General features: G+C 62.6%; 18 protein-coding genes and 1 pseudogene. 18 read left to right on the top strand and 1 reads right to left on the bottom strand.

Annotated features, from left to right (window positions below; translation table 11 throughout):
- Positions 1-27 precede the first annotated feature (27 nt).
- Positions 28-1,506 (bottom strand): ABC transporter substrate-binding protein, encoded by a 1,479-nt coding sequence (locus tag NKI05_RS15930; protein WP_023712166.1) that lies wholly within the window; start codon positions 1,504-1,506, stop codon positions 28-30.
- Between the two features lie 205 nt (positions 1,507-1,711).
- Between NKI05_RS15930 and NKI05_RS15925 the strand changes: the two genes are divergently transcribed.
- The 18 genes and pseudogenes from NKI05_RS15925 (at position 1,712) to NKI05_RS15840 (ending at position 21,982) form a co-directional block, all read left to right on the top strand.
- Entirely contained in the window at positions 1,712-2,422 is a 711-nt protein-coding gene (locus tag NKI05_RS15925; RefSeq protein WP_023681193.1) for a GntR family transcriptional regulator, read from the top strand.
- 54 nt (positions 2,423-2,476) lie between these two features.
- Positions 2,477-3,643 (top strand): mandelate racemase/muconate lactonizing enzyme family protein, encoded by a 1,167-nt coding sequence (locus NKI05_RS15920; RefSeq protein ID WP_023815875.1) that lies wholly within the window; start codon positions 2,477-2,479, stop codon positions 3,641-3,643.
- Positions 3,644-3,699: 56 nt separating this feature from the next.
- Positions 3,700-5,058, top strand: a complete 1,359-nt coding sequence (locus NKI05_RS15915) for a mandelate racemase/muconate lactonizing enzyme family protein (RefSeq protein WP_023725475.1) — start codon at positions 3,700-3,702, stop codon at positions 5,056-5,058.
- Between the two features lie 47 nt (positions 5,059-5,105).
- A complete protein-coding gene (locus NKI05_RS15910; protein WP_352792633.1) occupies positions 5,106-5,432 on the top strand; it encodes an NIPSNAP family protein in 327 nt (108 codons plus the stop codon).
- A gap of 8 nt (positions 5,433-5,440) precedes the next feature.
- Positions 5,441-6,643, top strand: a complete 1,203-nt coding sequence (locus tag NKI05_RS15905; protein ID WP_023815874.1) for a mandelate racemase/muconate lactonizing enzyme family protein — start codon at positions 5,441-5,443, stop codon at positions 6,641-6,643.
- Between the two features lie 36 nt (positions 6,644-6,679).
- Positions 6,680-6,987: pseudogene (locus tag NKI05_RS15900) on the top strand (ATP-binding cassette domain-containing protein); the annotation flags it as partial.
- A 126-nt stretch (positions 6,988-7,113) separates the two neighbouring features.
- Entirely contained in the window at positions 7,114-7,929 is an 816-nt protein-coding gene (locus NKI05_RS15895; protein WP_352792630.1) for a hypothetical protein, read from the top strand.
- 281 nt (positions 7,930-8,210) lie between these two features.
- Positions 8,211-13,337, top strand: a complete 5,127-nt coding sequence (locus NKI05_RS15890; protein ID WP_352792628.1) for an endonuclease toxin domain-containing protein — start codon at positions 8,211-8,213, stop codon at positions 13,335-13,337.
- A gap of 18 nt (positions 13,338-13,355) precedes the next feature.
- Positions 13,356-13,790, top strand: coding sequence for a contact-dependent growth inhibition system immunity protein (locus NKI05_RS15885; RefSeq protein ID WP_023815871.1), 435 nt, complete (start codon positions 13,356-13,358; stop codon positions 13,788-13,790).
- 373 nt (positions 13,791-14,163) lie between these two features.
- Positions 14,164-15,228, top strand: coding sequence for a PilN domain-containing protein (locus tag NKI05_RS15880; protein ID WP_031205606.1), 1,065 nt, complete (start codon positions 14,164-14,166; stop codon positions 15,226-15,228).
- Between the two features lie 2 nt (positions 15,229-15,230).
- A complete protein-coding gene (gspM, locus tag NKI05_RS15875; protein WP_023815869.1) occupies positions 15,231-15,824 on the top strand; it encodes a type II secretion system protein GspM in 594 nt (197 codons plus the stop codon).
- Positions 15,821-16,399 carry a hypothetical protein gene (locus NKI05_RS15870; RefSeq protein WP_023815868.1) on the top strand — a complete coding sequence of 193 codons (579 nt, stop codon included), beginning with the start codon at positions 15,821-15,823 and terminating at the stop codon, positions 16,397-16,399. Before gspM ends, NKI05_RS15870 begins: the two co-directional genes overlap by 4 nt.
- A complete protein-coding gene (locus NKI05_RS15865) occupies positions 16,396-17,622 on the top strand; it encodes a general secretion pathway protein GspK (protein ID WP_245261916.1) in 1,227 nt (408 codons plus the stop codon). Before NKI05_RS15870 ends, NKI05_RS15865 begins: the two co-directional genes overlap by 4 nt.
- The gene (locus NKI05_RS15860) at positions 17,619-19,262 is read left to right on the top strand and encodes a GspE/PulE family protein (RefSeq protein ID WP_352668254.1); all 1,644 of its coding nucleotides are present in this window, start codon (positions 17,619-17,621) and stop codon (positions 19,260-19,262) included. The genes NKI05_RS15865 and NKI05_RS15860 overlap by 4 nt, the downstream gene beginning before the upstream one ends.
- Positions 19,262-20,479, top strand: coding sequence for a type II secretion system F family protein (locus NKI05_RS15855; protein WP_023804874.1), 1,218 nt, complete (start codon positions 19,262-19,264; stop codon positions 20,477-20,479). Before NKI05_RS15860 ends, NKI05_RS15855 begins: the two co-directional genes overlap by 1 nt.
- Positions 20,476-20,946, top strand: coding sequence for a prepilin-type N-terminal cleavage/methylation domain-containing protein (locus tag NKI05_RS15850; RefSeq protein WP_023687880.1), 471 nt, complete (start codon positions 20,476-20,478; stop codon positions 20,944-20,946). Before NKI05_RS15855 ends, NKI05_RS15850 begins: the two co-directional genes overlap by 4 nt.
- The gene (locus NKI05_RS15845; protein WP_023687881.1) at positions 20,928-21,275 is read left to right on the top strand and encodes a PulJ/GspJ family protein; all 348 of its coding nucleotides are present in this window, start codon (positions 20,928-20,930) and stop codon (positions 21,273-21,275) included. The genes NKI05_RS15850 and NKI05_RS15845 overlap by 19 nt, the downstream gene beginning before the upstream one ends.
- Positions 21,272-21,982, top strand: a complete 711-nt coding sequence (locus NKI05_RS15840; RefSeq protein ID WP_023687882.1) for a type II secretion system protein GspJ — start codon at positions 21,272-21,274, stop codon at positions 21,980-21,982. Before NKI05_RS15845 ends, NKI05_RS15840 begins: the two co-directional genes overlap by 4 nt.

Genomic DNA, 21,982 nt, shown 5'->3' with positions numbered 1-21,982 from the left:
CCGGTCGGATCGCAGGTCAGGCCCGGACTAGAGTCCGTCCATCAGGTTTTTCACCTTCTCGGCCGCGTCGTCCGCTGCCTGGTCGACGGTCATCGCTCCGGTCAGGGCGTTCTGCAGCATGTCCGGGACGATGATATTCATGATCTCGGGGGATTGCGGCAGCGCCGGGAACGGAATGCCGTATGGCAACATCGAGGTGGTGACATCGAGGAACTTGATGTTGTCCAGACGTTCCTTCATCCATTTGGTCTTGAAGCCGTTGAGGTTGCCCGGGTTCGAGCCGGCATACGCCATCTTCAGCGACCATTCAGGGCTCGTCCACATGCAGATGATGGCCTTTGCGGCCGGCTCGTCCACCTTGCCGCCCTCGACATATTCGGGCTTCAGGATGTGAATGTTCGAGCCGCCAAACACGACGGCGCGCTTGCCGTCGGGGCCGGTCGGGATCAGGCCGTAGCGCATGTTGTCGATGACGGTCTGCGCCTTCTCCTTGTCGGCGCCCGTTGCCTTCTTCTGCAGGTCGAGCATGACGTTATAGTCGGACGGGTGCGAGACCATCATGCCGAGTTGGCCGGCGACGAACAGGGGCTGGTTATCGGCCTGCTGGTTGGTGAGCGCCGAAACCGGAACCGACTTGTCGCGAACATACATGTCGTAGGAGGCTTGCAACGCCGCCTTGCTTTGCGGGCTATTGAGTTCGACCTCCTTATAGGTCGGGTTCGCGGAGGCTTCGTCGAAGACACCGCCGCCATAGGCCCATAGTTGCGGCATGAAGCGGTACGGCGTGTTGCCGGCGTTCTTTCGCGCCACGAGGCCGTAGCCGGCAATGCCGAGCTTGTCATGGATCTGCTTGGAATATTTGACGACGTCGTCCCAGGTCGCCGGAGCCTTGTCCGGATCGAGGCCCGCACGCTTGAAGATGTCGGCGTTCCAGATGAACGCCATCGTCTCATTGTTGGTGGGAATGCCGTAGGTCACGCCATCCCAGGTTACCGCCTTCATGGCGCCGGGCCAGAAATCCTCCGTGGGATAGCCCACATCTTCCGGCTTGAGCGGCTGCAGATAACCCTTCGAGGCGAACTCGGTTCCACCCAGGATTTGCAGGCGGACCGCCATCGGCGCGGCATTGCCCAGCAGCGCCGTGCGGAACTTGTCGAGAAGGTCGTTGTAGGTGAGGGCCTGATCCTCGAGCTGGATGTTCGGATAGGTCTTGCGGAAGGTCTCGAAGAAATCCTTGTAGTACTGACGCAGCAGGTCGGGGTCGCCCTCGAACACGCCCTGATACCAGAACGTCAGTCGCCCCTTGTAGTCGAGCGGAGTGACCTTGCCGCAATCGGCGGCCGTGTCGAAATCCTGTGTGCCGGCGATGGAGCGCACATATTCCGGCGACCACTTGCTCAAATCGACTGGCGGCGAACCCAGCGCCGATCCCGACATGAGCGACGCCATCAAAGCAGTGGCGACAGTGCCGCGCAGGACGGCACCGCCGAGTGTAATCCTCGTCATAGTATCCTCCCAGATTCTCCCATGCCGCTGTGCGCCAAGGGGCTCGTTCGACCGTGCGGGATGCGTCCTTCTGCTCAATGTATCCCTTCGATCATCTGGTACGTTTTCAGATCGTGGATTGCCTGTCAACGCACCCGATCGTACATTGTTTGCAAAACCCGTGTATGATATCGAGCATGTGATGTACTAATCGGGGGAGCCGGCTTTGGCCGAAACAAGCGATTTCAAAGCAGAGCCACCCGTGGGGATTGATCCCATCGGGGCGTCCAGCGAGGGCGCCTCGCTTTATGAACTGATCCGGGAAGACATCATCGAGGGACGGCTCGCCGCCAACGAACGACTTGTGGTTACCGATCTCGCCCGGCGTCACGGCACCTCGACCAACCCCGTACGCGAGGCGCTGCAGCTGTTGCGAGGGGAGGGCTTCGTCACCTTTGTCGCCAACCGTGGCGCGCGCGTCCGGCCCATAGACCAGGATTTTGTCCGGGATATCTACGAGATCGGAGTCCTGATCGAGCCGGCCCTGACGCGATGGTTCGTGAACATGGCGACCGGCGAGGACATCGCCGAACTCGAACGCATCCAGGCTCTGATCGAAGAGAACAACTTCACCGACACATTGCGGCACAGTGAACTGGATACCGCCTTCCACACCGTAATGTACCAGCGCCACTACAACCGCCATGCCGCCGAGCTTTGGTGGAAGCATCGCGAAGTGCTGCGAGCCGTGAGCCGGCGTTTCAATTTCACGCTCGCGCGGCGGGCCGCCATCATGCGTGAACACCGCGAGCTCATCGCGCATATCAAAGCCGGAAATGCCGACGAGGCGGCCGAACTCATTGCCCGCCATGTCGAGGGTTCCGGCCGGCACGTTCTCGAACAGATGCGTGCGCGCAACGCCGCTCGGGCCGGATAGAACTTCCAGCCCAGAAAATCATTGGTCCGGCCATCAGACAGAGGTAGTTGAGAGATGAAAATCACGAGCGTTCGGCCGTGGCTGATCAAGTCCGATGCTTCCTATTGGGGGGAGTTCCTGTTCGTCGAGGTGACGACCGACGAAGGGGTGAGTGGCTGGGGGGAAATCACCACCACCACAAGGCTCGCCAACCGCGCGCTGTGCACGATCCTGCGGCAGATCGGTGTTGCCGTCACAGGTGAGGATCCGGCGCGCATCGAGCATCTCTGGCACAAGATTTTCCGCAGCTTCACCTATATGGGCAGCCGCGGCGCCGCAGTCGAATGCGTGAGCGCTATCGACATAGCGCTCTGGGACATTCGCGGCAAAGTTCTAGGCAAGCCGATCTACGAGCTGCTGGGCGGACCGGTGCGCGATGAAATCGCGCTCTATACCCATCCCAACCAGGCCAAGTTTAACAGCAAGGAGGCTGTGGTCCGCGAAATTCGAGACATCGTCGAATCCGGACACACCGGGCTGAAGTTCGATCCTTTCCCCCACCAGGGCCGCATCGCCGATGGCTTGGCGCGCGAACAGCGGGACGGCTACCTCGATGGCGGCATGACCCGCAAGGACGAGCGCGAGGCCGCCGAACTCACGGCTCTGATCCGCGAAACGGCGGGGCCAGATGTCGACATTCTCATCGACGCGCATGGCCGTTTCGATGTACCCACCGCCATTCGCCTCTGCCGGAGCCTCGAGGAAGCCGGCCAGATCGACTGGTTCGAGGAGCCTTGCCCGCCCGAGAGCCTCAATGCCCTGAAGCAAGTGCGCGAGAAGGTCAGCGCCCCTATCTCGTGGGGCGAGCGCGGCCACACCAAATGGGATTTCGTGCCGGTGCTCGAGAACAGGCTTGCGGACTACATCATGCCGGACGTCACCTGGACCGGCGGCATTACCGAACTGAAGAAGATTTCCGCCCTGTGCGAAGCCTACTACATCCCGGTCTCGCCCCATGACGCCGCGGGACCGATCAATGTGGTTGCGGGAGCGCAGGTGATGATGACGGTTCCCAACTTCTACAAGCTCGAAACGTCGGAGTGGAACCTGGACAAATATAATCACCTCATCGACGAGCCACTCGATGTCTCGAACGGCAGCCTCAAGCTGGCGTCGAAGCCGGGTCTCGGTGTCGAGATGAACCGAGACTACCTGCAGGCCCACGAGATAGAGCTTGGCTAGCAACGCTTATGCAGGCCGGGGGTGCGGGGCGCCACCAATCAGAACGAGGATAAGCCATGGCAAAGACGGGTAGCGCCGGCGAGGCGCTCAATCGGGTAAATACGAACTCCAGGCCGAGCGACCTGCGCATCACCGACCTGCGCGTTGCCGAGATCGTCGGCGCGCCGTTCACCTCCGCGCTGGTCAAGATCTACACCAACCAGGGCATTGTCGGCCTGGGCGAAGTGCGCGACGGCGCCAGCGCGACCTATGCGCTGATGCTGAAGAGCCGGTTGCTGGGCGAGAACCCTTGCGACGTCGACCGGCTGTTCCGCCGCATCAAACAATTTGGCGGCCATGGGCGGCAAGGTGGCGGTGTCTCGGCAATCGAGATCGCGCTTTGGGACCTCGCCGGCAAGGCGTATGGCGTGCCGATCTACCAGATGCTGGGAGGACGGTTTCGCGACAAGGTGCGTGTCTATTGCGACACCGACGCGGACAAGCCCAGCGGCACCGAGACCGGAAAGCGGCTCAAGGCGCGGATGGATCTCGGTTTCACCTTCCTCAAGATGGATCTCGGTCTGGCGCAGATTTCGCACATATCGGGCGCAGTGGTGGCGCCGGCCGGCGTGCTCGACGGTTTCCGCAGCCATGCCGCGCGCGGTCCGGCACGCACGCTGGCCGAGCGCCGGGCGCGTAATGCCGCCTATGATGCGCAAAACGTGCCGCATCCCTTCACCGGCCTCCACTTCACCGAAAAGGGCATCGACCTGCTCGACCAATATATCCACGAGGTCCGCGAGGTGATCGGCTACGAGGTTCCGCTCGCCATCGACCATGTCGGCCACATCTCGCTGCAGGACGGCATCCGTCTGGCCCGGCGGATCGAGAAATACGCACCGGCCTGGCTCGAGGACGTGATCCCCTGGCAGTACACCGAGCAGTATCGGCAGTTGCAGCAGGCGACGTCGGTGCCGATCTGCACCGGTGAGGACATCTACCTCAAGGAAGCATTCGAGCCGCTGCTCAATTCAGGCATCTCGGTCATCCACCCGGACTTGCTGACCACCGGCGGCATCCTCGAGACCAAGAAGATCGGCGACGCGGCGCAGGAGCATGGCGTCGCCATGGCCATTCACATGGCGGAAAGCCCGATCGCGGCAATGGCCGCCGCGCATGTCGCGGTAGCGACGGAAAACTTCATGGCGCTCGAATATCACAGCGTCGAAGTCGACTGGTGGGACGACATCGTCACCGGCCTGCCCAAGCCGCTGGTCGAGGACGGGTTCATCACCGTGCCCGACAAGCCTGGTCTGGGCATCGACGACATCGTCGACGAAGTGATCAGCCAGCACCTGCAGCCCGGCGTCACCGACATCTGGCAACCGACCGATCACTGGGACGACGAATATTCCTGGGACCGCACCTGGAGCTGACTCTACACTTCTCTCCTCGGAGGGAGAGGTGAACAGAAGGATGGACCATGATCTATGAACTTCGCATTTACGACTGCGTGCCGGGCCAACTCCCGGCGCTGCTCAAGCGTTTCAACGACCATACCTTGGCGCTGTGGGATATACATGGCATTCGCCAGGCCGGGTTCTTCACCACGGTGGTCGGCGAAAGCAGCAATCGACTGACCTATTTCATCGCCTGGGAATCCCTTGCCGAGCGCGAAGTGAAATGGAGGGCCTTCACCACCGATCCGGCATGGCTCGAGGCCCGCGACGAGTCCGAGCGCGATGGCCCGATCCTGGCCAATATTTCCAGCCAGTTTCTCGCGCCAACCGCCTTCTCGTCGGTGAAATAGAGGACATCATGAAGATCACCGATCTCAGGTGCGCCGTCATCGGCAGGCACCCCATCGTGCGCATCGTCACCGACGAAGGCCTCCATGGCCTCGGCGAGGTCGAGTACACCAAGCCTTATCTGAAACCCTGGGTGCTGCATTTCCGCGACGCGCTGATCGGCGAGGACCCGACCGATGTCGAACGCGTGATGTTGAAAATCCGCCAGCGCGGCTCGTTCAAGCCCTACGGCGCCGCCGTCAGCGCTATCGAGCATGCTCTGTGGGACATCGCCGGCAAGGCGGCAGGCGTTCCGGTCTACAAGCTGCTCGGCGGCAAGGTGCGCGACAAGGTGCGGGTCTATAACGGTTCCATCCGCAAGAAGCGCACCGGCGACAGGCCGGAGGATTACGCGGCCGACGTCAAATGGATGATGGAGCGGCCGGAAGGTTTCTTCATGGTCAAGCAAGGCATCAGCTTTCATTCCAACATGAAGACCAGCGTCCCCGACTTCCACTACGGCGTGCGTCAGCCGCCGACCTATCACGGCGCGATGGACCAGGGGCAGATCAGCGAGCGCGGCATGGCGCATATGATCGAATGCGTCATCGCCATGAAGGATGTGCTCGGCGATAAGGTCTCGCTGGCGTTGGATTGCGGCCCCGGGTGGTTCCTGCCGGACGCCATCCGCTTCGCTCAGGCGGTGGAAAAATACAATCTGATGTGGCTGGAGGACATGCTGACCGGCGACTACGTGCCATGGGTCAACCCGCAAGCCTACCGCGAACTCACGACATCGACGTCCACCCCCATCCACACCGGCGAGCAGATCTACCTGCGCCATAACTTCAAGGAACTGATCGAGACGCAGGCGGTTCGCGTCATCGGTCCGGATCCCGCCGACATCGGCGGCATCGCCGAGCTCAAATGGGTGGCCGAGCACGCATACATGCACTCGATCATGATGGCGCCGCACGGCACGGCGAACGGTCTGCTGGGCCTCGGTGCGCTGATCAATGTCTGCGCCACGCTGCCGGCCAACTACATCGCCTTCGAATATCCCAGCGCCTCCGACCCGTGGTGGCAGGACATCGTCATCGGCCTGCCCAAGGGGCAGATCGTCAGGGAAAGTATGGTGGACCTGCTCGAAGCTCCGGGACTCGGCCTCGACATCGACGCCAAGGCAGCGAAGAAATACCTGGCGGAAGAGGACGCCGGTTTCTTCGACCGATAACGATCCGACGCGACCTGAGCGTCATCGTCGAAGCCGGGCGGCCAACGCCAGGCGGTCAGCCTGCTGATGTCGACGCTGACCGGTATCAAGATACTGCTCCTGGACGAACACACCGCCGCACTTGATCCGCGCATGGCGGCCTTCATGCTCGATCTCACGCGCAATATCGTCGAGGAGCAGAGACTGACGGCGCTGATGGTGACGCATTCGATGCGCGACGCGCTTGACCACGGCCCGCGTACCGTCATGCTGCACGAAGGCCCATCGTGTTCGATATTGCCGGCGACCAGCGCAAGAGCCTCGACGTTCCCGATATGCTGAACCTATTCCGGCAGGCGAGGGGCGCCTGGCGCTCTGTGCGCAACCCATGCGTGCAAAATAAAGCTGTGGATATCTGGGTTGTGACGGGTTGTCGTCGTATAAACCAAGTCAAGCCGGAGTAGCGTCCAGCAACTGGCTCGGGGGATTCAATGAAGCGGTTGCTTTTGGGCGCGGCTATGCTTGCCGCTGGCGTCTTCGGCGCGGATATATCTTTCGTTTCTTATATTAGGGATGGCGCAGGGATCGGGGCGTTTGCGCAGAACGCGCAAAGCGCCTCGCCCGAGGCGCCAGCCAGTGGCGGCCTTGGCAATGGCGGCGCCGCACTAGGCGGCGGCTCTTCGACGAAGCAACCGGCCGCAGGCGCGACGGGTGACGGGGCGACCGGCAGTCCCGATGCGGCGGCCAAGGTCGGCGCCAAGCCGGCGGACGCCAAGGCTGATGATGCGAGCGACGCCAAGGCTGCCGATGCCAAAACGACCGACGCGAAGGGCAAGGCCACAGAGAAGACGACCGATACGGAAGCAGCGCCGGAGGAACCTGCCGCGGCAGCGGCGGCAGTGGAAGCAGCCACGGCAACCGAGAGCGGCGATCCCGAAGCGGTCGGCACGCCGAAGGTGGATCTACCCAAGGCTGGGGGCAACGGCAATCTGGGTTACGCTGTAGGCATCGACGTCCCCGATTATCACGGCATCGAGCCGCAGATCGCGCTGAACTACAATTCCTCACGCAAGACCAAGACCGGTGGCCTCTACCAGGGCTGGCTCGGCTATGCCTGGGGCCTCGACGGCTTCGATGTCATCGAACGGGCCACGCCGGGCTATGGCATGCCGGCATACGACGCCAATGACATTTATCTGCTCGACGGCCAGGCGATGGTGGCCTGTGCGGCCGGCATGGTGTCGCCTTCCTGCGCGACCGGCGGTACGCAACGACCGAGAATGAAAGCTATCGCCGCATTGCGCTGAACAGCACCAGCAACGAATGGAGGGTTACCGACCGCGACGGCACGGTCTCGACTTTCCGCTCGGTGGCGGCGGTAGCCAATCTGACGCCGACCGCCGGCACGCCGGCCTATGATCTGGCGATGAGCTATCGCTGGCTGCTGACCTCGGTCACCGACACCAATGGCAATAGCGTAACCTATACCTACACCTGTCCGGCAAGTCCGGTCTGTTATCCCGACGCCGTCAGCTACAACGGTACGGTGGTCAAGTTCTACTACGAGACGCGTCCCGACCTGATCCTGATGGGCAATGGCCGCGACATCTCCGTCACCGACAAGCGCATCAAGACGATCGGCGTCACGGTCTCAGGTATGCTGCGGGGTGCCTACAAGCTGACTTACGATCAGGCGCCGTTTTCCAACACCTCACGGCTGACCGCCGTCACGCGTTACGGCACGGACGCCAGCGTCGCCACAGACGGCGCCATCTCCGGTGGCACCTCGAAGGTGCTCGGCCAGATGACCTATCAGAACACCGATGGGGTCTATGGGTCGGTGGCAGCGCCCTCATTTGCGGGTGGAGGTGTGTCTTCGCCGAGGCAGGTTGGGGATTTGGATGCAGACGGTCGAGATGAGATCTTTGGCGACGCCATCAGGAACGTGGACACCTGCACGCACAATCAAGGTCCTTGCCCAGCTCTAGAGCGGACCAAGTACATATACAAATTCAGTTCGAGCGGCGATCCGGCCGGAACCGTGTCCCTGCTTTTAGACACGTTAGCTAACCCTAACAGTGATCCAGATCCCCCTGAGTATTCATCAGAAGCTGGTCACTTCTTGGCGACTAAGAGTTCTACGGATTTCGCAGATACGTCCATTCAGAACTATGTAGACGGTGCAACCGGTCGGATTACCTATACGGCCACCAAATCAATCATCAAGGCTGATGCTTCTCTGGGTCTGTCAAAGATACCCTGTACTCCAACCGGTTATCAGGCGGTGTGTGATGGTCTTCCAAACGTTGGGCCGGGGGGATTATCACCGCCAGGGGCATCACTCGTTGCCGATGCAGGCGGCAACGGCATCGACGTTGTCAATGCTGTCGCTGGCAACTGGTCTACACCAGCAATAGGCGTCGGCGATTTTCTCGGTAGCGGCCGGCAGCAACCACTCTTTTGGGGTAGCGGCGGGACGGCGAGAAAAGGAGCGCTGTCGAACGGCGTTTGGCAGAAGAGTGGACCATCCTTCAGCATCAGTTGCCCGGCACAGGAATCTGAGACCTCCGGCACATGCGTTTTTGCCGATATCAATGGCGATGGGGCAACGGATGTCTTCCGCTACGGTCGTAATGCCAGCCCTGCGATTTGGCTGTCGACCGGCGTTGGCTTCAAAAGCTATTCGATATCCTCGGTCTCTGGTGCCTCCGCTGTCCTTCGCGACTTCGACAATGATGGCCGCATGGATGTCATCACAGCCGGCAGCAACCAGTCGGCGCCGCCACCCTGGCCTCTGTCGATCGGCCCTATCAAGATTTACTCGCTGCAGCCGTCCTCGACGGCGATGACGCCGGTGCAATTCACTATGCCTACGACAGCGAACGTCGGCACAGTCATCGGCGACTTTAACGGCGACGGGCTGCCAGACTTCACCAACTACAACAGCATGTTCATCTCGAATGCCGGCACGGGCAATCCGAACCTGCTGAAGCAGATCGTGACGGAACTTGGCGGCAAGGTGGCGGTGGAGTATTCGCCGTCCTCGACCTGGGTGAACAATTACCTGCCGCAGGTCGTGCATGCGGTGACCAAGCTGTCGGTCAGCGATGGCCGTGGCCAGACGGCGGTGAGCGCTTACGCCTATTCCGGCGGCAAATACGATCCGGCGGCGCGCAAGTTCCTGAGCTTTGCCTCGATCGTCGAGACAAAGCCGCTGGCCAATGGCGAGACGGCGCCGTCGAAGATCGAGACCACCTTCCGCCAGGATCTCGCAAGCTATGGCCTGCCGTCACTGACGGTGTGGAAGGATGGCGCTGGTACGGTCCATAAGCAGGTGGCCGAGACCTATGTCGTCAACACCACGGCAAAACCCTACACGGTGCAAAACACGGTCACCGACACGACGCTGACCGAGAACATCAGCCGCACCTTGCGGGTCCAACGCTGGTTCGATGCCTACAACAACATCTTCTTGCAGGACGACTACGGCCGCACCGATGTCAGTGGCGACGAGACCCGGACCGGGCGGTGGTTTGCGCCCAACACGTCGGCCTATATCGTGTCGCTACCGCGCATCCAGACGGTACAGGCGGGTCTTGACGAGACATTCCCGTTCATCAGCTACAAGGCGTTTTTCTATGACAACCAGCATGGCGACAACAGTGCGCCGCCGACCAAGGGCAATCTGACCTGGTCGATCGATTATGCCGATGTCTACTCGACGCCGCAGAAATATTCCTATCAGGTCTTCGCCTACGATGCCTATGGCAACAAGATCTCCGCCATCAACGCGCTCGGCCACAAGACCGAGTGGGACTATGACGCGACCTATCACGTCTATCCCGTAACCGAGCGGGCGCCGAAGTATTTTGCCACGGGCGGGCAACCAGCAGACACGCGCTTTGTCTCGACAGCCACATACAACGCCACCTGCGGGCTGCTGGCGACGAAGACCGACCCCAATGGTCTCGTCAAAATCTTCACCTACGATCCGTTCTGCCGGCTCTACCAGGTCTCGCAGAGCGTCACCGGCGCCTATGCCAAGATCCGCTTCGAGAACGAGGGCAATCCGGCAACTCAGGCGCTGGTCAAGTACACGCCGCTGCCCAATGGCGCCGGTGAGGATTTTATCCGCTCGTATTATGACGGGCTCGGCCGGGTCTATCGGGTAGAGACTCCCGGAGAGACAGCGGCCGGCGCCAGGCGCATTGCCGAGACCGACTACGATCTTCGCGGCAATGTCCTGCGCAGCGCCTTCCCTAGATTTGTCGGCGAGGCCGCGCAGTGGACCACCAACAGCTATGACTGGGCCGACCGGTTGCTGCTGACGGTCAATCCGGATGCCAGCCAGCGCAGCTACCTACCCTATCTCGCCACCGCCGAAACCCTCCCGCCGCGGCTGTGGGGAACAACGCTGACCGACGAACTCGGCCATAAAAGCACAACGGTCAGTTCGGCACGGGGCGATGTTGTGGCTGTCTATCGCGACACTTTGGGTCTCGGCCTGATGGAGGCCCGCAACTACGACAGGCTCGGCCGTTTGATCGGTGTGACCGATCCCGGTGGTTCAAACTGGACATACACCTACGACATGGTCGGCAACCGGCTGACGGCGTCCGATCCCGATCTCGGCACATGGTCCTACGTCTACGATGCCGCCAACCGGCTGGTCAGCCAGACTGATGCCAGAGACACGGTCACCACGCTGAGCTATGACCAGATGGACCGGCTGACGCTGAAGACGGCGACGGCGCCGGGTGGCAGTGCGGTGACGCAGATGCAGAACAGCTACGACCAGGCGGCTGCCGGCTTCTACAACATCGGCCAGCTGACTGCCTCGACCAATCCGGCGGCCACGCAAGCGTACAAATATGACGGCTTCAGCAAGCCGGCGCGGCAGGATACCACCATCGGCACGCTGACCCACACCACGACCAGCGTACGCGATGCGTCGGGGCAAACACTGGCGACGCAATATCTGCCGGTGCAGCTCGACTTCGGCACGTCAGCCGCACCGCTGCAATACAGCGCCGGCAACAGGCTCGTCTCCGCTCCCGGTTTCATCACCTCGACGGTCTACGAGGCCGATGGCCAGACCAAAGAGATCACCTACGCCAACGGCGTGAAGACCTCCTTCGCCTATTCGCCGACCCGACACTGGCTCACGAGAATAACCACCGCCAAGGATGCCACCATTCTGATGGATCGTCAGTACGTGCGTGACGCCATCGGCCGCATCACCAGCATCATCGGCATCGACCCTGCAGGCTCGGCCAGTTGGACCTATGGCTACGACAATGCCGACCGGTTGATTTCGGCCGACAATGCCGGCGACAACACGCTGGACGAAACCTTCGTCTATGCCGCAAACGACAACATGATCTCGCGCACGCGCGTTGCCGGGAGCTATGTCTATCCCGCCGGGAACGCGGCACGTCCGCATGCGCCAACATCCGTCGGCGCCAATGCCATGGCCTATGACGCCAATGGCAATCTAACCTCCGACGGCACTCGAACGCTGACCTGGGATGAAGCCAACCGGCTGAAGACCGTCACGCGGGCCTCCAACAGTGTCTCGCTGTTCTATGGCCCAGATGGTGCGCGGGTAAAGAAGGCTTCAACCTTCGCCACCACGCTCTATCCCGACGCTTCCGTCGAGATCAATCCGGCGACGCCGGGTGCGGAGATCTACACCCGCTATCCCCACCCAGACATCAAGGTAGTCGGCACGACCAAATACTTCCTGCACCGCGAGCACCTGGCCTCGGTGCGCAATGTCACCGACATGTCGGGCGCCATTGTCGAGTACACCAACTACGCCACCTATGGCGAGCAGCTCAACACCGGCTTCAAGACGCAGAAAAGCTATATCGGCGAGCGCTTCGACCCCGAGACCGGGCTGCTCTATCTCAATGCACGCTACATGGATCCGGTGCTGGGGCGGTTCATCTCGCCGGATGACTGGGACCCGACACTGCCCGGCGTTGGGACGAACCGATATGCCTATGCTCGAAATGATCCCGTGAACAAGAGCGACCCAAATGGACATATGTTCGGCGACTGGTTCTCGAAATCTGAGGATCGAGATGCGACAAACTCTTCAAACGCTGATCATGCGGATACTGAGGCACAAAAGGCGAGAGAAGAAGGTGATCCTTACAATGTAGCGCCAGATTGGGACAAATTTTCACGCCAGAGCCGCGCGCGTGTTGGCAAGACGACACCCGAACTGATGGCGATGGATGCCATGTCAGTGCTTGAAAGCGTTGGGTGGGTATCCGGCGCACGAGCAATTGCTGCTGCCCCGAGTGTAGTCGCTCCCAAAGCTGTGGAAAGCGTTTGGTCTCTTGGTCCGGCGCCCCGGGGAAAGGCGATTGAGAAGGCGCTCGGGCAAAATTTGCCTGACAGTTACCCGGTGGTCGACAAAATTGCGGGCGGCACTGTCACGAGCATCAAGAGCGTAGACCTCAACGCGAAGACATACCAAAATGCTAGTACGCTAAGTCAAGTACTGAAAGGATATGTGGACAAGGTCAAAGCGTTCAATGGTGCGACCTACGCTGGCCGGACAATCAACTCGGCACAAATATCTGAACGAGCGTTGCAGGTTGCTGTGCCCAATAGCGGTAATGCGGCACAGCAGGCAGCTATTAGCGAAGCTATGCGATATGGGGCATCGCGAGGTGTTGCTGTGAGCGTTTCCACATTTCCATGACAATAGGAGGAGTACAGCTTGAAATCTGCAACGGCCTACGAGCGGAATGGGAAGCTTTTTATCTTTGGTCAGTCGAAGACAATTATGGGATTGTGGATTGAGGAGCGCCCAACTCTAGTCATTCAAAAGAATGAGGTCGCTGAAATAAGGAAGGCCGTTTTGAACTGTCTCCATCTATCTAAAGATGGCGTTCCTCATCCTCGGCAAGAGGACTGGCCTAAGTTGAATAAAGAGTTTGCCGAATCTCTTGGCGTGAAATCCTTCAGCGCCTTTGCCAAAACTGCTAGATGCGTCAACATCAGTCAAGATGGTGGCATCATTAGGCTTGTTCCTACACAGAACCGCGGAAGCAAAATTGGCTTTACGCCACTAGAGGATAAAAGTCAGACATTGCGCGAGACCGACGATGGCCTAGGTGAGGCAGTAATATTTGCGCTCAGTGATTCCAAATGAAGGATTCTTTCGCTGGAATCTTCCTCTTCGAATAGCAGTAATTACAGCAACAATGCATATTTTACCCTGCCCTTGGCTGAGCTGCGTATAGATTGACCGCATGCTCCTCCTTGCTCGCATTGTCGTTCCGCCGCATCACGCAGCGCGGTAAGGGGCCGTGCGCTCTACAAGACCCTGCTAGTCGAGCCTTGCCGCGTCACAGATGTCGGCATCTGGGCCTGGTGGCTGATGCCGGACCGTGTCAGCTCAAACCAAATAACAAAAGCTGTGGCTAATCCGCTCCCCGCGCCTTCGCTGATATCCCCGTCACACCAGCCCCTGTAACCTCAGCCTGAAAACCCTCGGCTTAGAATCAGCCGGGGTGGGGTGGGTCGTGGCGGGACTTGGCGCGCAATGTCTGGATTTCCGGGACTGGTGGCTCGAGGAGCTGCGGGGGGGTTGGGCTCGGCTTTCGCCTAAGCAGAGGCAAGCCCCTAGCGGCGACTGGATCGTCAGCCTGGCGGATGACGGCATTCGTGTGCGCGAGGCCGGCGCCCCTGAGTTCCAGTCGATCCCGCTGGCACTGACAGCCTCGTCGGACGAGATCCTGGCGTTGCTGCAGGGCGGGCGCCGCGTCAGGCGGCCGCGTTTCGATATTGTCATCCAGCCCGGCCTGTTCCTGACCCGGCAGCTGGCGCCGCGGCGACTTCCGGTTCGGCAGGCGCGCGACATGGCCGAGCTCGACCTTATGGCCGCGACGCCGCTCGATCCGGCACAGGTGCATGTCGTGTTTGCCAGGGATGCCGGGGCCAGGCCTGCCGGGCAGGACAGTTCCTACCATGTCGTCAAGGGCAAGACTCTTGCCCCGGTGCTGGACGCGGTGCGCCGCGCCGGCGGCTCGGTGCGCAGCCTGTCGCTTTCGCGGCCCGAAGAGACGCTGCGCGCCGATCCGCTCAGCCTGGCCAGCATCTGGCCGCCGACGGCGCGCGACCGGCGCAGGCGCAGCACCTGGATCGCGGCCTGTTCGGCGCTGGCCGCAGCCCTGCTCATCACCTTTGCCCACGCGCATTGGCTGATCTGGCAGGCCGACGGCGAACTTGACGCCGAGATTGCCGATGCGCAGGTGCTGGCCAAGACGGCACGCGCCTCGCTGCAGAAGCGCCAAGCCGGCATCGAGCGGGTCGAGAAAATCCGCCAGGAAAAGAAGACCACGGCGTCGCTGGTGCGGGTCTGGGCCGAACTCACGCATCTGCTTCCCGACACGGCCTGGCTCACCGATCTCTCGGCCAAGGGCGACGATCTTGTTATCACCGGCTTTGCCACTTCGGCGGCCGAACTGATCCAGCCGATCGATGCCTCGCCGCTGTTTTCGGCGCCCGAATTCGCCTCGCCCGTGGTCAAGGTGCCCGGACAGGACGGCGAACATTTCACCATTTCGGCAAAGATCGGAGCGCTCTGACGATGCTCTCCGCCATCCTCAACACCAGCCCGCCGCTGCGCCGCCTGATCGCGCTGGCGCTGGCAGTGGTGGCGGCGTGTCTCTGTGCCTGGCTGGTGTTCGCGGCGTTCGACAGCGTCGCTTCGGCGCGGGCCGGGATCGAGGAAAAGCGCGAACTGCTCGGCCAGCTGCAAAACGTGGCAGCCCTTGCCAAGCGCCTCGACGGCGAGGCCAGCCCGGTGGTAGCGGCCAATCCCGAATTCCTCACCGGCGAAAGCGAAGCGATGATTCGCGGCGGGCTGCGGAAGCGGCTGAACGCCATCGCTGCCGCCAATGGGGTCAGCGTGCTGTCGGCCGGCAACGCCCCTGTGCTCAGCGAAGGCGGCGTCGATTTCATCGGGTTGCGGGTCAATCTGTCGGGGCCGCTGGAAGGCATCCACAACGCCGTGCTCGCCTTGGAGACCTCGCTGCCGGTGCTGTTTATCCGCGAGGCGACGCTGCGCACCACCGATGTCAGCCCTGCCGCGGGACGGATGGGCGACCCAGAGCTGTCTGCCGAGATCCTGTTTTACGGCCCGCTGCAGACACAAACCCCGCCAGGCGGGGTCAAGCCATGAGCGGGAAATTCGCGGGCCTGGCGATTGCTGGAGGTATCGCGGTTCTCGCCCTCATCAATGTCGCGCTCTACAACACACCGGTCGACACCACGCCGATCGCGTCCGGCAAGGGCCATGATGGCGGCCCGGCTTCGGCGACGGGTGCGCTGCAATTTCCCGAAGCCGGCGATTTCAGCGAGACGTTCCAGCGGCCGCTGTTCACGCCGTCGCGGCGGAAAATCGTGCCGCCGCCGCCAGCACCGCTGCCGGTGGAGGTTGCCGTGGCGCCCGTCGAACAGGCGCCTCCGCCGATGGACGTCGCGCCGGTGGCCGCGCCATCGCTGCTGGGCATCAGCATTCAGGGCGGGGCGGGAAAGGCGCTGCTGCGCGTCGCCGGCAAGGATGAAGCGCTCTGGTATGCCAGTGGCGAGACCGTCGATGGCTGGACGGTCTCGACGATCGACAAGGACCAGGCCGTGCTGGAGCGCGACGGCAAGGTGGCGCGCATCCCGCTGCATCCGTCATGGCAGAACCCGCTACCGGCGCCGCCGCCAGCGCCAGCCCCGCCACCGCCGCCACCTGAGCCGGAACTATGAGCGCGCGCATGTTTGCTGAGAGTAAAGGCAGGGCAATCGCATTTGGTGGTGCCAGTCCCCCACTCCGTCCGCTGCGCGGCCATCTTGCCGGGGCGAGCCACGGGTCTCGCCCGTCCTTCGGACCCCCCATGTCCATGGGGGAGAGGAAACCCAAGCGTTTCAAGGCCGCGACCTCGGCGATTGGCATTTCCTCTTCCCCCACGAATGTGGGGGAGAGGTGGCTCGGCGAAGCCGAGACGGAGTGGGGGAACGCCATATGCGATTGTCCTGCTTCCCCTTGCGGGAAGGGGCCAAGGGTAGGGGTATTCTTAAAACGCAAAGCTCTCCCAGCCATAGACGCAGATAGCACCAGCGCCGGCTTTTCGCTGGTCGCGGTGCTGGTGTTCATGCTGATCGTTTCGGCCATCGTCGTTCCCTTCGCGGTCACCGCCAGGACGCGGCTGATGATTGCCAACAACGAGCTGGAGCAGGAGCGCCTGTCGCTGCTTGCCGAGGGTCTCGGCAATGTGGTGGCGAGCGAATTGACCGGCGACCAGGTCACTGAAAAGCTGCCGCTGGATTCCACGCCGGCCGCGTGCCGGTCGGGACAATACAGCTTTGTCCTGCGCGTCCAGGATCACGCCGGGCTGATCGATCTCAACGCCGCCGACGACCGCCTGCTGGGGCTGGGCTTCGCCGCGCTCGGTTTCGAGCAACAGATGGCGGGCGAACTGGCAAAGGCTGCGATGCGGTTTCGCGACAGCGCCAAATTGTTCGCCGGCCTGCCGCAGGCAAGAAGCCCGGTGGGCCCGCCCGAGGACAAAGAGGCGCCGTTCGAATCCGTATCCGAGTTGCAGGAGTTTTCAGCACTTGCGCAAATCCCGCTGCGCAACCTGCAGGGGATTTTCACCGTCAACTCCAAGCGCGGCACGGTCAGCTCCGATCGGGCGCCGCGCCGGCTGCGCGCTGTTCTCGTCGGCGGCCCCAACGCATCGGTCGTTGCGGGTGCGACCGATGTATCGGCCTACACGGTTGAAATTGTTGTAAGCCGGGATGGCTCCGGCATTACGGGCGAGGCCGGCTTCATCGTCGAAAAATCCCAAGCCAACTCGTCGCCATTCTCGCGCGTCTCGCGTAGCCCGGCCGGCTCCGCCGCCGCACTGCCACCGTCCACGGCCACTGCCGGCTGTGAGATGCTGTTCGGCACTGAAGCCGCGCAATTGCTGGCGAGGTTGAGCGTATGAACGCTTCCGCCCAGGCCAAGGGGATCGAGGCGTTCCTCACCTTTCTCGAAGGCGAGAAGGTACTGACCGCGCATGCCGCGCAGCGCGCCTTGGGGGCGTCGCGAACATCCGGCCATCCGTTCGATACGGTGATGACCGAACTCGGGCTGATCGGCGAGCAGGAGCTTGCCAACAGCCTCAGCAGTTACCTTGAAGCGCCGACGCCGGTGGATGTCCCCGAGCAGATCAGCGCCGAAATGTTGGCCGGCGTGCCGCTCGCCTATCTCCGCGAGAACGCCATCCTGCCCTTGCAGATGGACGCCGAGCGGCTGGTTGTCGCCGTCGCCGATCCGTTCTCGTCGGCAACCATCGATGCGCTTGCCTTCCACTATGAGCGGACGCTGGCGCTGCGCATTCTGCCGAGGCGCGTGATCGCCGAATGCATCGACCGTGTCGAGCAGTCGGCCCTGGCGGCGGCGTCGAATGGCGGCAGTGCCGGCGAGATCATGGATTTCGGTCCTGACGATCTCGAGCGGCTGAAGGATTTCGCCCGCGAGGCGCCCATCGTGCGCTTCGTCGCCGAGACCATCCACAAGGCGGTCGATGCCAGGGCCACCGACATTCACATCGAGCCGCTCGAGGATCATGTCCGCATCCGCTTCCGCCATGACGGCATGCTGTCCACCGTCGACACCGCCTCGATTGCGATGCTGTCGGGCATCTCAACGCGGATCAAAATCCTGTCGCGGCTCAACATTGCCGAGCGCCGCCTGCCGCAGGACGGGCGCATGCGCATTGCCGTGCGCGGCAGGGATATCGACCTGCGCGTCTCGGTCATCCCGTCCATCCATGGCGAAGCCATCGTGCTGCGCATTCTCGACCGCGCCGGGGTCGAGCTGAAGCTGGAGAAGCTCGGCTTCGACAGCGCCGCGCAAGCCAAGATCCGCTCCATGTCGCAATCGGCCAACGGCATCGTGCTGGTCACCGGGCCGACCGGCAGCGGCAAGACGACGACGCTCTATTCGATCCTTGCCGAACGGTCGCGGCCCGACGTCAAGATCTTCACCGTCGAGGATCCGGTGGAATACCGCATGGCCGGGATCACCCAGCTGCAGGTCAATCCGGCGATCGACCTCGACTTTGCCGCGGCCCTGCGGTCGATCCTGCGCCAGGACCCCGACATCATCCTGCTCGGCGAAATCCGCGACCGCGAGACGGCGCAGGTCGCGGTGCAGGCAGCACTGACCGGGCATCTGGTGTTCTCGACGCTGCACACCAACAGCGCGGCGGGCGCGTTGACACGGCTGCGCGACATGGGCATCGATGGTTACCTGCTGGGCGCGACGATCCGCGGCGTCATCGCGCAGCGGCTGCTGCGCCATGTCTGTCCGGCCTGCCACGGCGTTGAGCCGCCCGGTTCGCCCTGCCGCACCTGCAATGGCTCGGGCTATAGCGGCCGCACGGTGACCTACGAAATGCTGCAGGTTTCGCCGCGCATTGCCGAACTGATCGACCAGGGCGCCGGCGAAATGGAGATCGGCCGCATAGCCGCGCAAGACGATCTGGTGCCGATGTCGATCCATGCCACAGCGCTTGCCCGCTCCGGGGTTACCACGATGGACGAGGTCCGCCGCGTCATCGATCTCGCGGGGGATGGCTGATGCCGGCCTTTGCCTATCGCGCCTATCTCGTCGACGGCAGCACGGAGAGCGGCGTCCTCGATGCCTCGACCAAGCAGGAGGCCGCCCGCAAGCTGGCGCAGCAAGGGCGCCGTTCCTATCACCTCGCCCCGGTAAGCAGCGACAGACCGCAGTTGCGCCTGCCGGGGCGAAGCGCGCTGACCTTTACCCGGAAGGTCGATCTCAGCCGGCTGTTTTCCGAGCTGTCGGTGCTGCTCAACGCCGGCTTCACCGTCGACCGCGCCCTCGGCGCGGTCATCGCCGGCGAGGCGAACCGCCAACGGCGCCAGCAGCTGCAATCGGTGCTCGATCTCACCACGGGCGGGCGGCCGATCGCCGAGGCCTTTGCCGCCCTGCCGGGCATCACCTCCGATGTCGCGGCACTTCTCGCCAGCGGTGAGCGCAGCGGCAAGATGGCCTATATCTGCCAGCGGCTGGCCGACACGTTCGAGGCCACCGCCAAGCGCCGCGCGGCAATCGGCGAGGCACTGGCCTATCCGGCCTTTCTGCTTTCGGTGATGAGCGGGGCGCTGGTCATTCTGGCGACCGTGCTGGTGCCGGCGCTGGAGCCGATCTTCGAGGGCTCATCCGCGCCCAAGCCGTTCACCATGAAGATGCTGTCGGTCTTCGGCACGGTGTTCCGCGACTACCCCTTCGTCTTCCCGCTGGCGGCAGTGCTCGGCCTTTTGTCCTATCTCGTGCTGTCTCGCTCTGCCGGCGCCAGAAAACAGTTCTCGCACGCGGTGTTGAAGATACCGCTGATCGGCGCGCTGGTCAGGGATGCCGTCATCGCGCGCTACCTTGAAACGCTGGCCTTGCTGCTCGGCAATGGCGTGGCGATGACCGAGGCGCTTGGGCTCGCCGCCAATGTGTCGAGGCAGAGCTCGCTGGCAGCAAGCTTTGCCTCGATCGAGGACAATGTCGCCAACGGCGCCCGCCTGCACGGCGCGGTCGTCAAGGCGGGGATTTTCGATCATGCGACGATGTCGCTGGTGTCGCTCGGCGAAGAGGCGAACGCGCTGCCGGTGGTGCTGGATCGCGCCGCGAAAATGCTGCAGCTGACGCTGACGCGGCGGATCGACACGGTGCTGAAGCTGCTGACGCCGGCGCTGACGATTTCGCTTGGCTTCCTCGTCGGCAGCCTGGTCATTTCGGTGATGACCACGATCCTCTCGATCAACGATCTGGCGCTGCAATGACCGCCGCCGCCGCGAAAGCCAGCCAGCAGGCGGAGGCCGGATTCACCCTGGTCGAAATGCTGGTGGTGCTGGCGATCATGGCGCTCATGGCGGCCATCGCCGCACCCGGGCTGGTCAGCCACTACCGCAGCAAGAGCCTGGAGACGCTGGCCGGCGAGATCACCATGCGGCTGCGCCTGTCGCGCACCTCGGCCATTGCCACCGCGCGGCCGAGAGAGGTCCTCGTCGATCTCGGCGCCCGCACCATTCGCTTTGGCGAGCGCGATGTTTTCGCATTGCCGGATGACGTCAAACTGACGGTCGTTACCGGCCAGGAGACCGTCGTCGCCGGACGGCAAACGGTGCTGACTTTCCTGCCCGACGGCAGCGCGTCGGGCATGGATATTTCGCTGCAGCAAAAGGCGCGGACCGCGCGCATTGCGGTCAACTGGCTGACCGGACTTCCGACATGGCGGGCATTGCCGTGACAGAGCCTTCGTCCGAAGACGGGTTTTCGATCCTGGAAATGATCGTCGCCATGACGATCCTGGCGCTGGTGCTCGGCATCGCCAGCCAGTCGATCGTGCTGGCCAGCCGCAGCATCGCCATCGCCAAGGCGCAGATCGAAGCGGCGAGGGCCGCGCGCATCATGCTGTCGGAGTACGAGGCCGGAACGGACAGCAGGCGATCCGGCTGGCAGTTGCAGACGCGCCCGATCGTGGTGTCGAAGACGAAGATGGTTGCCGTCGTCATTGGCAGGAGTAACGGCGCCGGCCAGCCGTTCCTGACCTTCGTGCCCGCGAAGGATCGGCAATGATCCGGCGGCTGGTCCAAGCCCATGCGCGTCGTGGGGGCCGGCCATCCGGGCAGCGTGTTCTCAAGCAAATATTCGGGACCGACCGGCGCCCCAAATCATCGGCATCGGTCGAAGGCTTCGCGCTGATCGACGTGCTGGTCGGACTGGCGATGATCGGCGTGATCTCCGCGCTGATGATCGTCTTTCTCGGACAGGCGCGGACCATGATGCGGATCCAGAAGACGACCGAGATGCAGATGGAGGTCGATGCCGCGGCGCGGTTTCTCGAAACGGCGATCGGCAGCGCCGAGCCGCTGCCGTTGTCGCAGTCGACGCCCGACATGGTGCTTTATCTCAGCGGCACCGGCGCGCGCATCGAGTTCAACGCCGTTCAGGCCATCGGCTTCAAATCCTCAGCCTTGCGCGAGGTCGCCGTTTCGCTTGGAAGTGACCTGACCATCGTGCAGAAAATCCGACGCGGCAGCGATGCCGCCAAATCGACTGGAGGCCAACCGGTGCTGCTGATCGCCGGCGTCAGCGCGGTAAGGTTCGAATATCTCGACGCCTCGGCCAAAGTCCCGTCATGGTCGGCGAGCTGGTCCGCTCCACGGCGTCTGCCTGCTGCCGTGCGGTTCACCATCTCGGTGGCGAGGGACGGCGCGACCTACTCGTCGACGGGCTTTGCCCGCCTCGATCTGGCAACCGCCGTGCCGCCGCCGGTGAGCTGA

The sequence above is a fragment of the Mesorhizobium sp. M0771 genome (assembly GCF_040320155.1).
Lineage (GTDB): Bacteria > Pseudomonadota > Alphaproteobacteria > Rhizobiales > Rhizobiaceae > Mesorhizobium.
This window is presented reverse-complemented; position numbering and strand designations above follow the sequence as displayed.

What these genes read in the sequence shown, in the direction of transcription:
- NKI05_RS15930 (WP_023712166.1), bottom strand. Translation starts at nt 1,506, where the DNA reads ATGACGAGGATTACACTCGGCGGTGCCGTCCTGCGCGGCACTGTCGCC.
- NKI05_RS15920 (WP_023815875.1), top strand. Translation starts at nt 2,477, where the DNA reads ATGAAAATCACGAGCGTTCGGCCGTGGCTGATCAAGTCCGATGCTTCC.
- NKI05_RS15915 (WP_023725475.1), top strand. Translation starts at nt 3,700, where the DNA reads ATGGCAAAGACGGGTAGCGCCGGCGAGGCGCTCAATCGGGTAAATACG.
- NKI05_RS15910 (WP_352792633.1), top strand. Translation starts at nt 5,106, where the DNA reads ATGATCTATGAACTTCGCATTTACGACTGCGTGCCGGGCCAACTCCCG.
- NKI05_RS15905 (WP_023815874.1), top strand. Translation starts at nt 5,441, where the DNA reads ATGAAGATCACCGATCTCAGGTGCGCCGTCATCGGCAGGCACCCCATC.
- NKI05_RS15895 (WP_352792630.1), top strand. Translation starts at nt 7,114, where the DNA reads ATGAAGCGGTTGCTTTTGGGCGCGGCTATGCTTGCCGCTGGCGTCTTC.
- NKI05_RS15890 (WP_352792628.1), top strand. Translation starts at nt 8,211, where the DNA reads ATGGGCAATGGCCGCGACATCTCCGTCACCGACAAGCGCATCAAGACG.
- gspM (WP_023815869.1), top strand. Translation starts at nt 15,231, where the DNA reads ATGCTCTCCGCCATCCTCAACACCAGCCCGCCGCTGCGCCGCCTGATC.
- NKI05_RS15870 (WP_023815868.1), top strand. Translation starts at nt 15,821, where the DNA reads ATGAGCGGGAAATTCGCGGGCCTGGCGATTGCTGGAGGTATCGCGGTT.
- NKI05_RS15865 (WP_245261916.1), top strand. Translation starts at nt 16,396, where the DNA reads ATGAGCGCGCGCATGTTTGCTGAGAGTAAAGGCAGGGCAATCGCATTT.
- NKI05_RS15860 (WP_352668254.1), top strand. Translation starts at nt 17,619, where the DNA reads ATGAACGCTTCCGCCCAGGCCAAGGGGATCGAGGCGTTCCTCACCTTT.
- NKI05_RS15855 (WP_023804874.1), top strand. Translation starts at nt 19,262, where the DNA reads ATGCCGGCCTTTGCCTATCGCGCCTATCTCGTCGACGGCAGCACGGAG.
- NKI05_RS15850 (WP_023687880.1), top strand. Translation starts at nt 20,476, where the DNA reads ATGACCGCCGCCGCCGCGAAAGCCAGCCAGCAGGCGGAGGCCGGATTC.
- NKI05_RS15845 (WP_023687881.1), top strand. Translation starts at nt 20,928, where the DNA reads ATGGCGGGCATTGCCGTGACAGAGCCTTCGTCCGAAGACGGGTTTTCG.
- NKI05_RS15840 (WP_023687882.1), top strand. Translation starts at nt 21,272, where the DNA reads ATGATCCGGCGGCTGGTCCAAGCCCATGCGCGTCGTGGGGGCCGGCCA.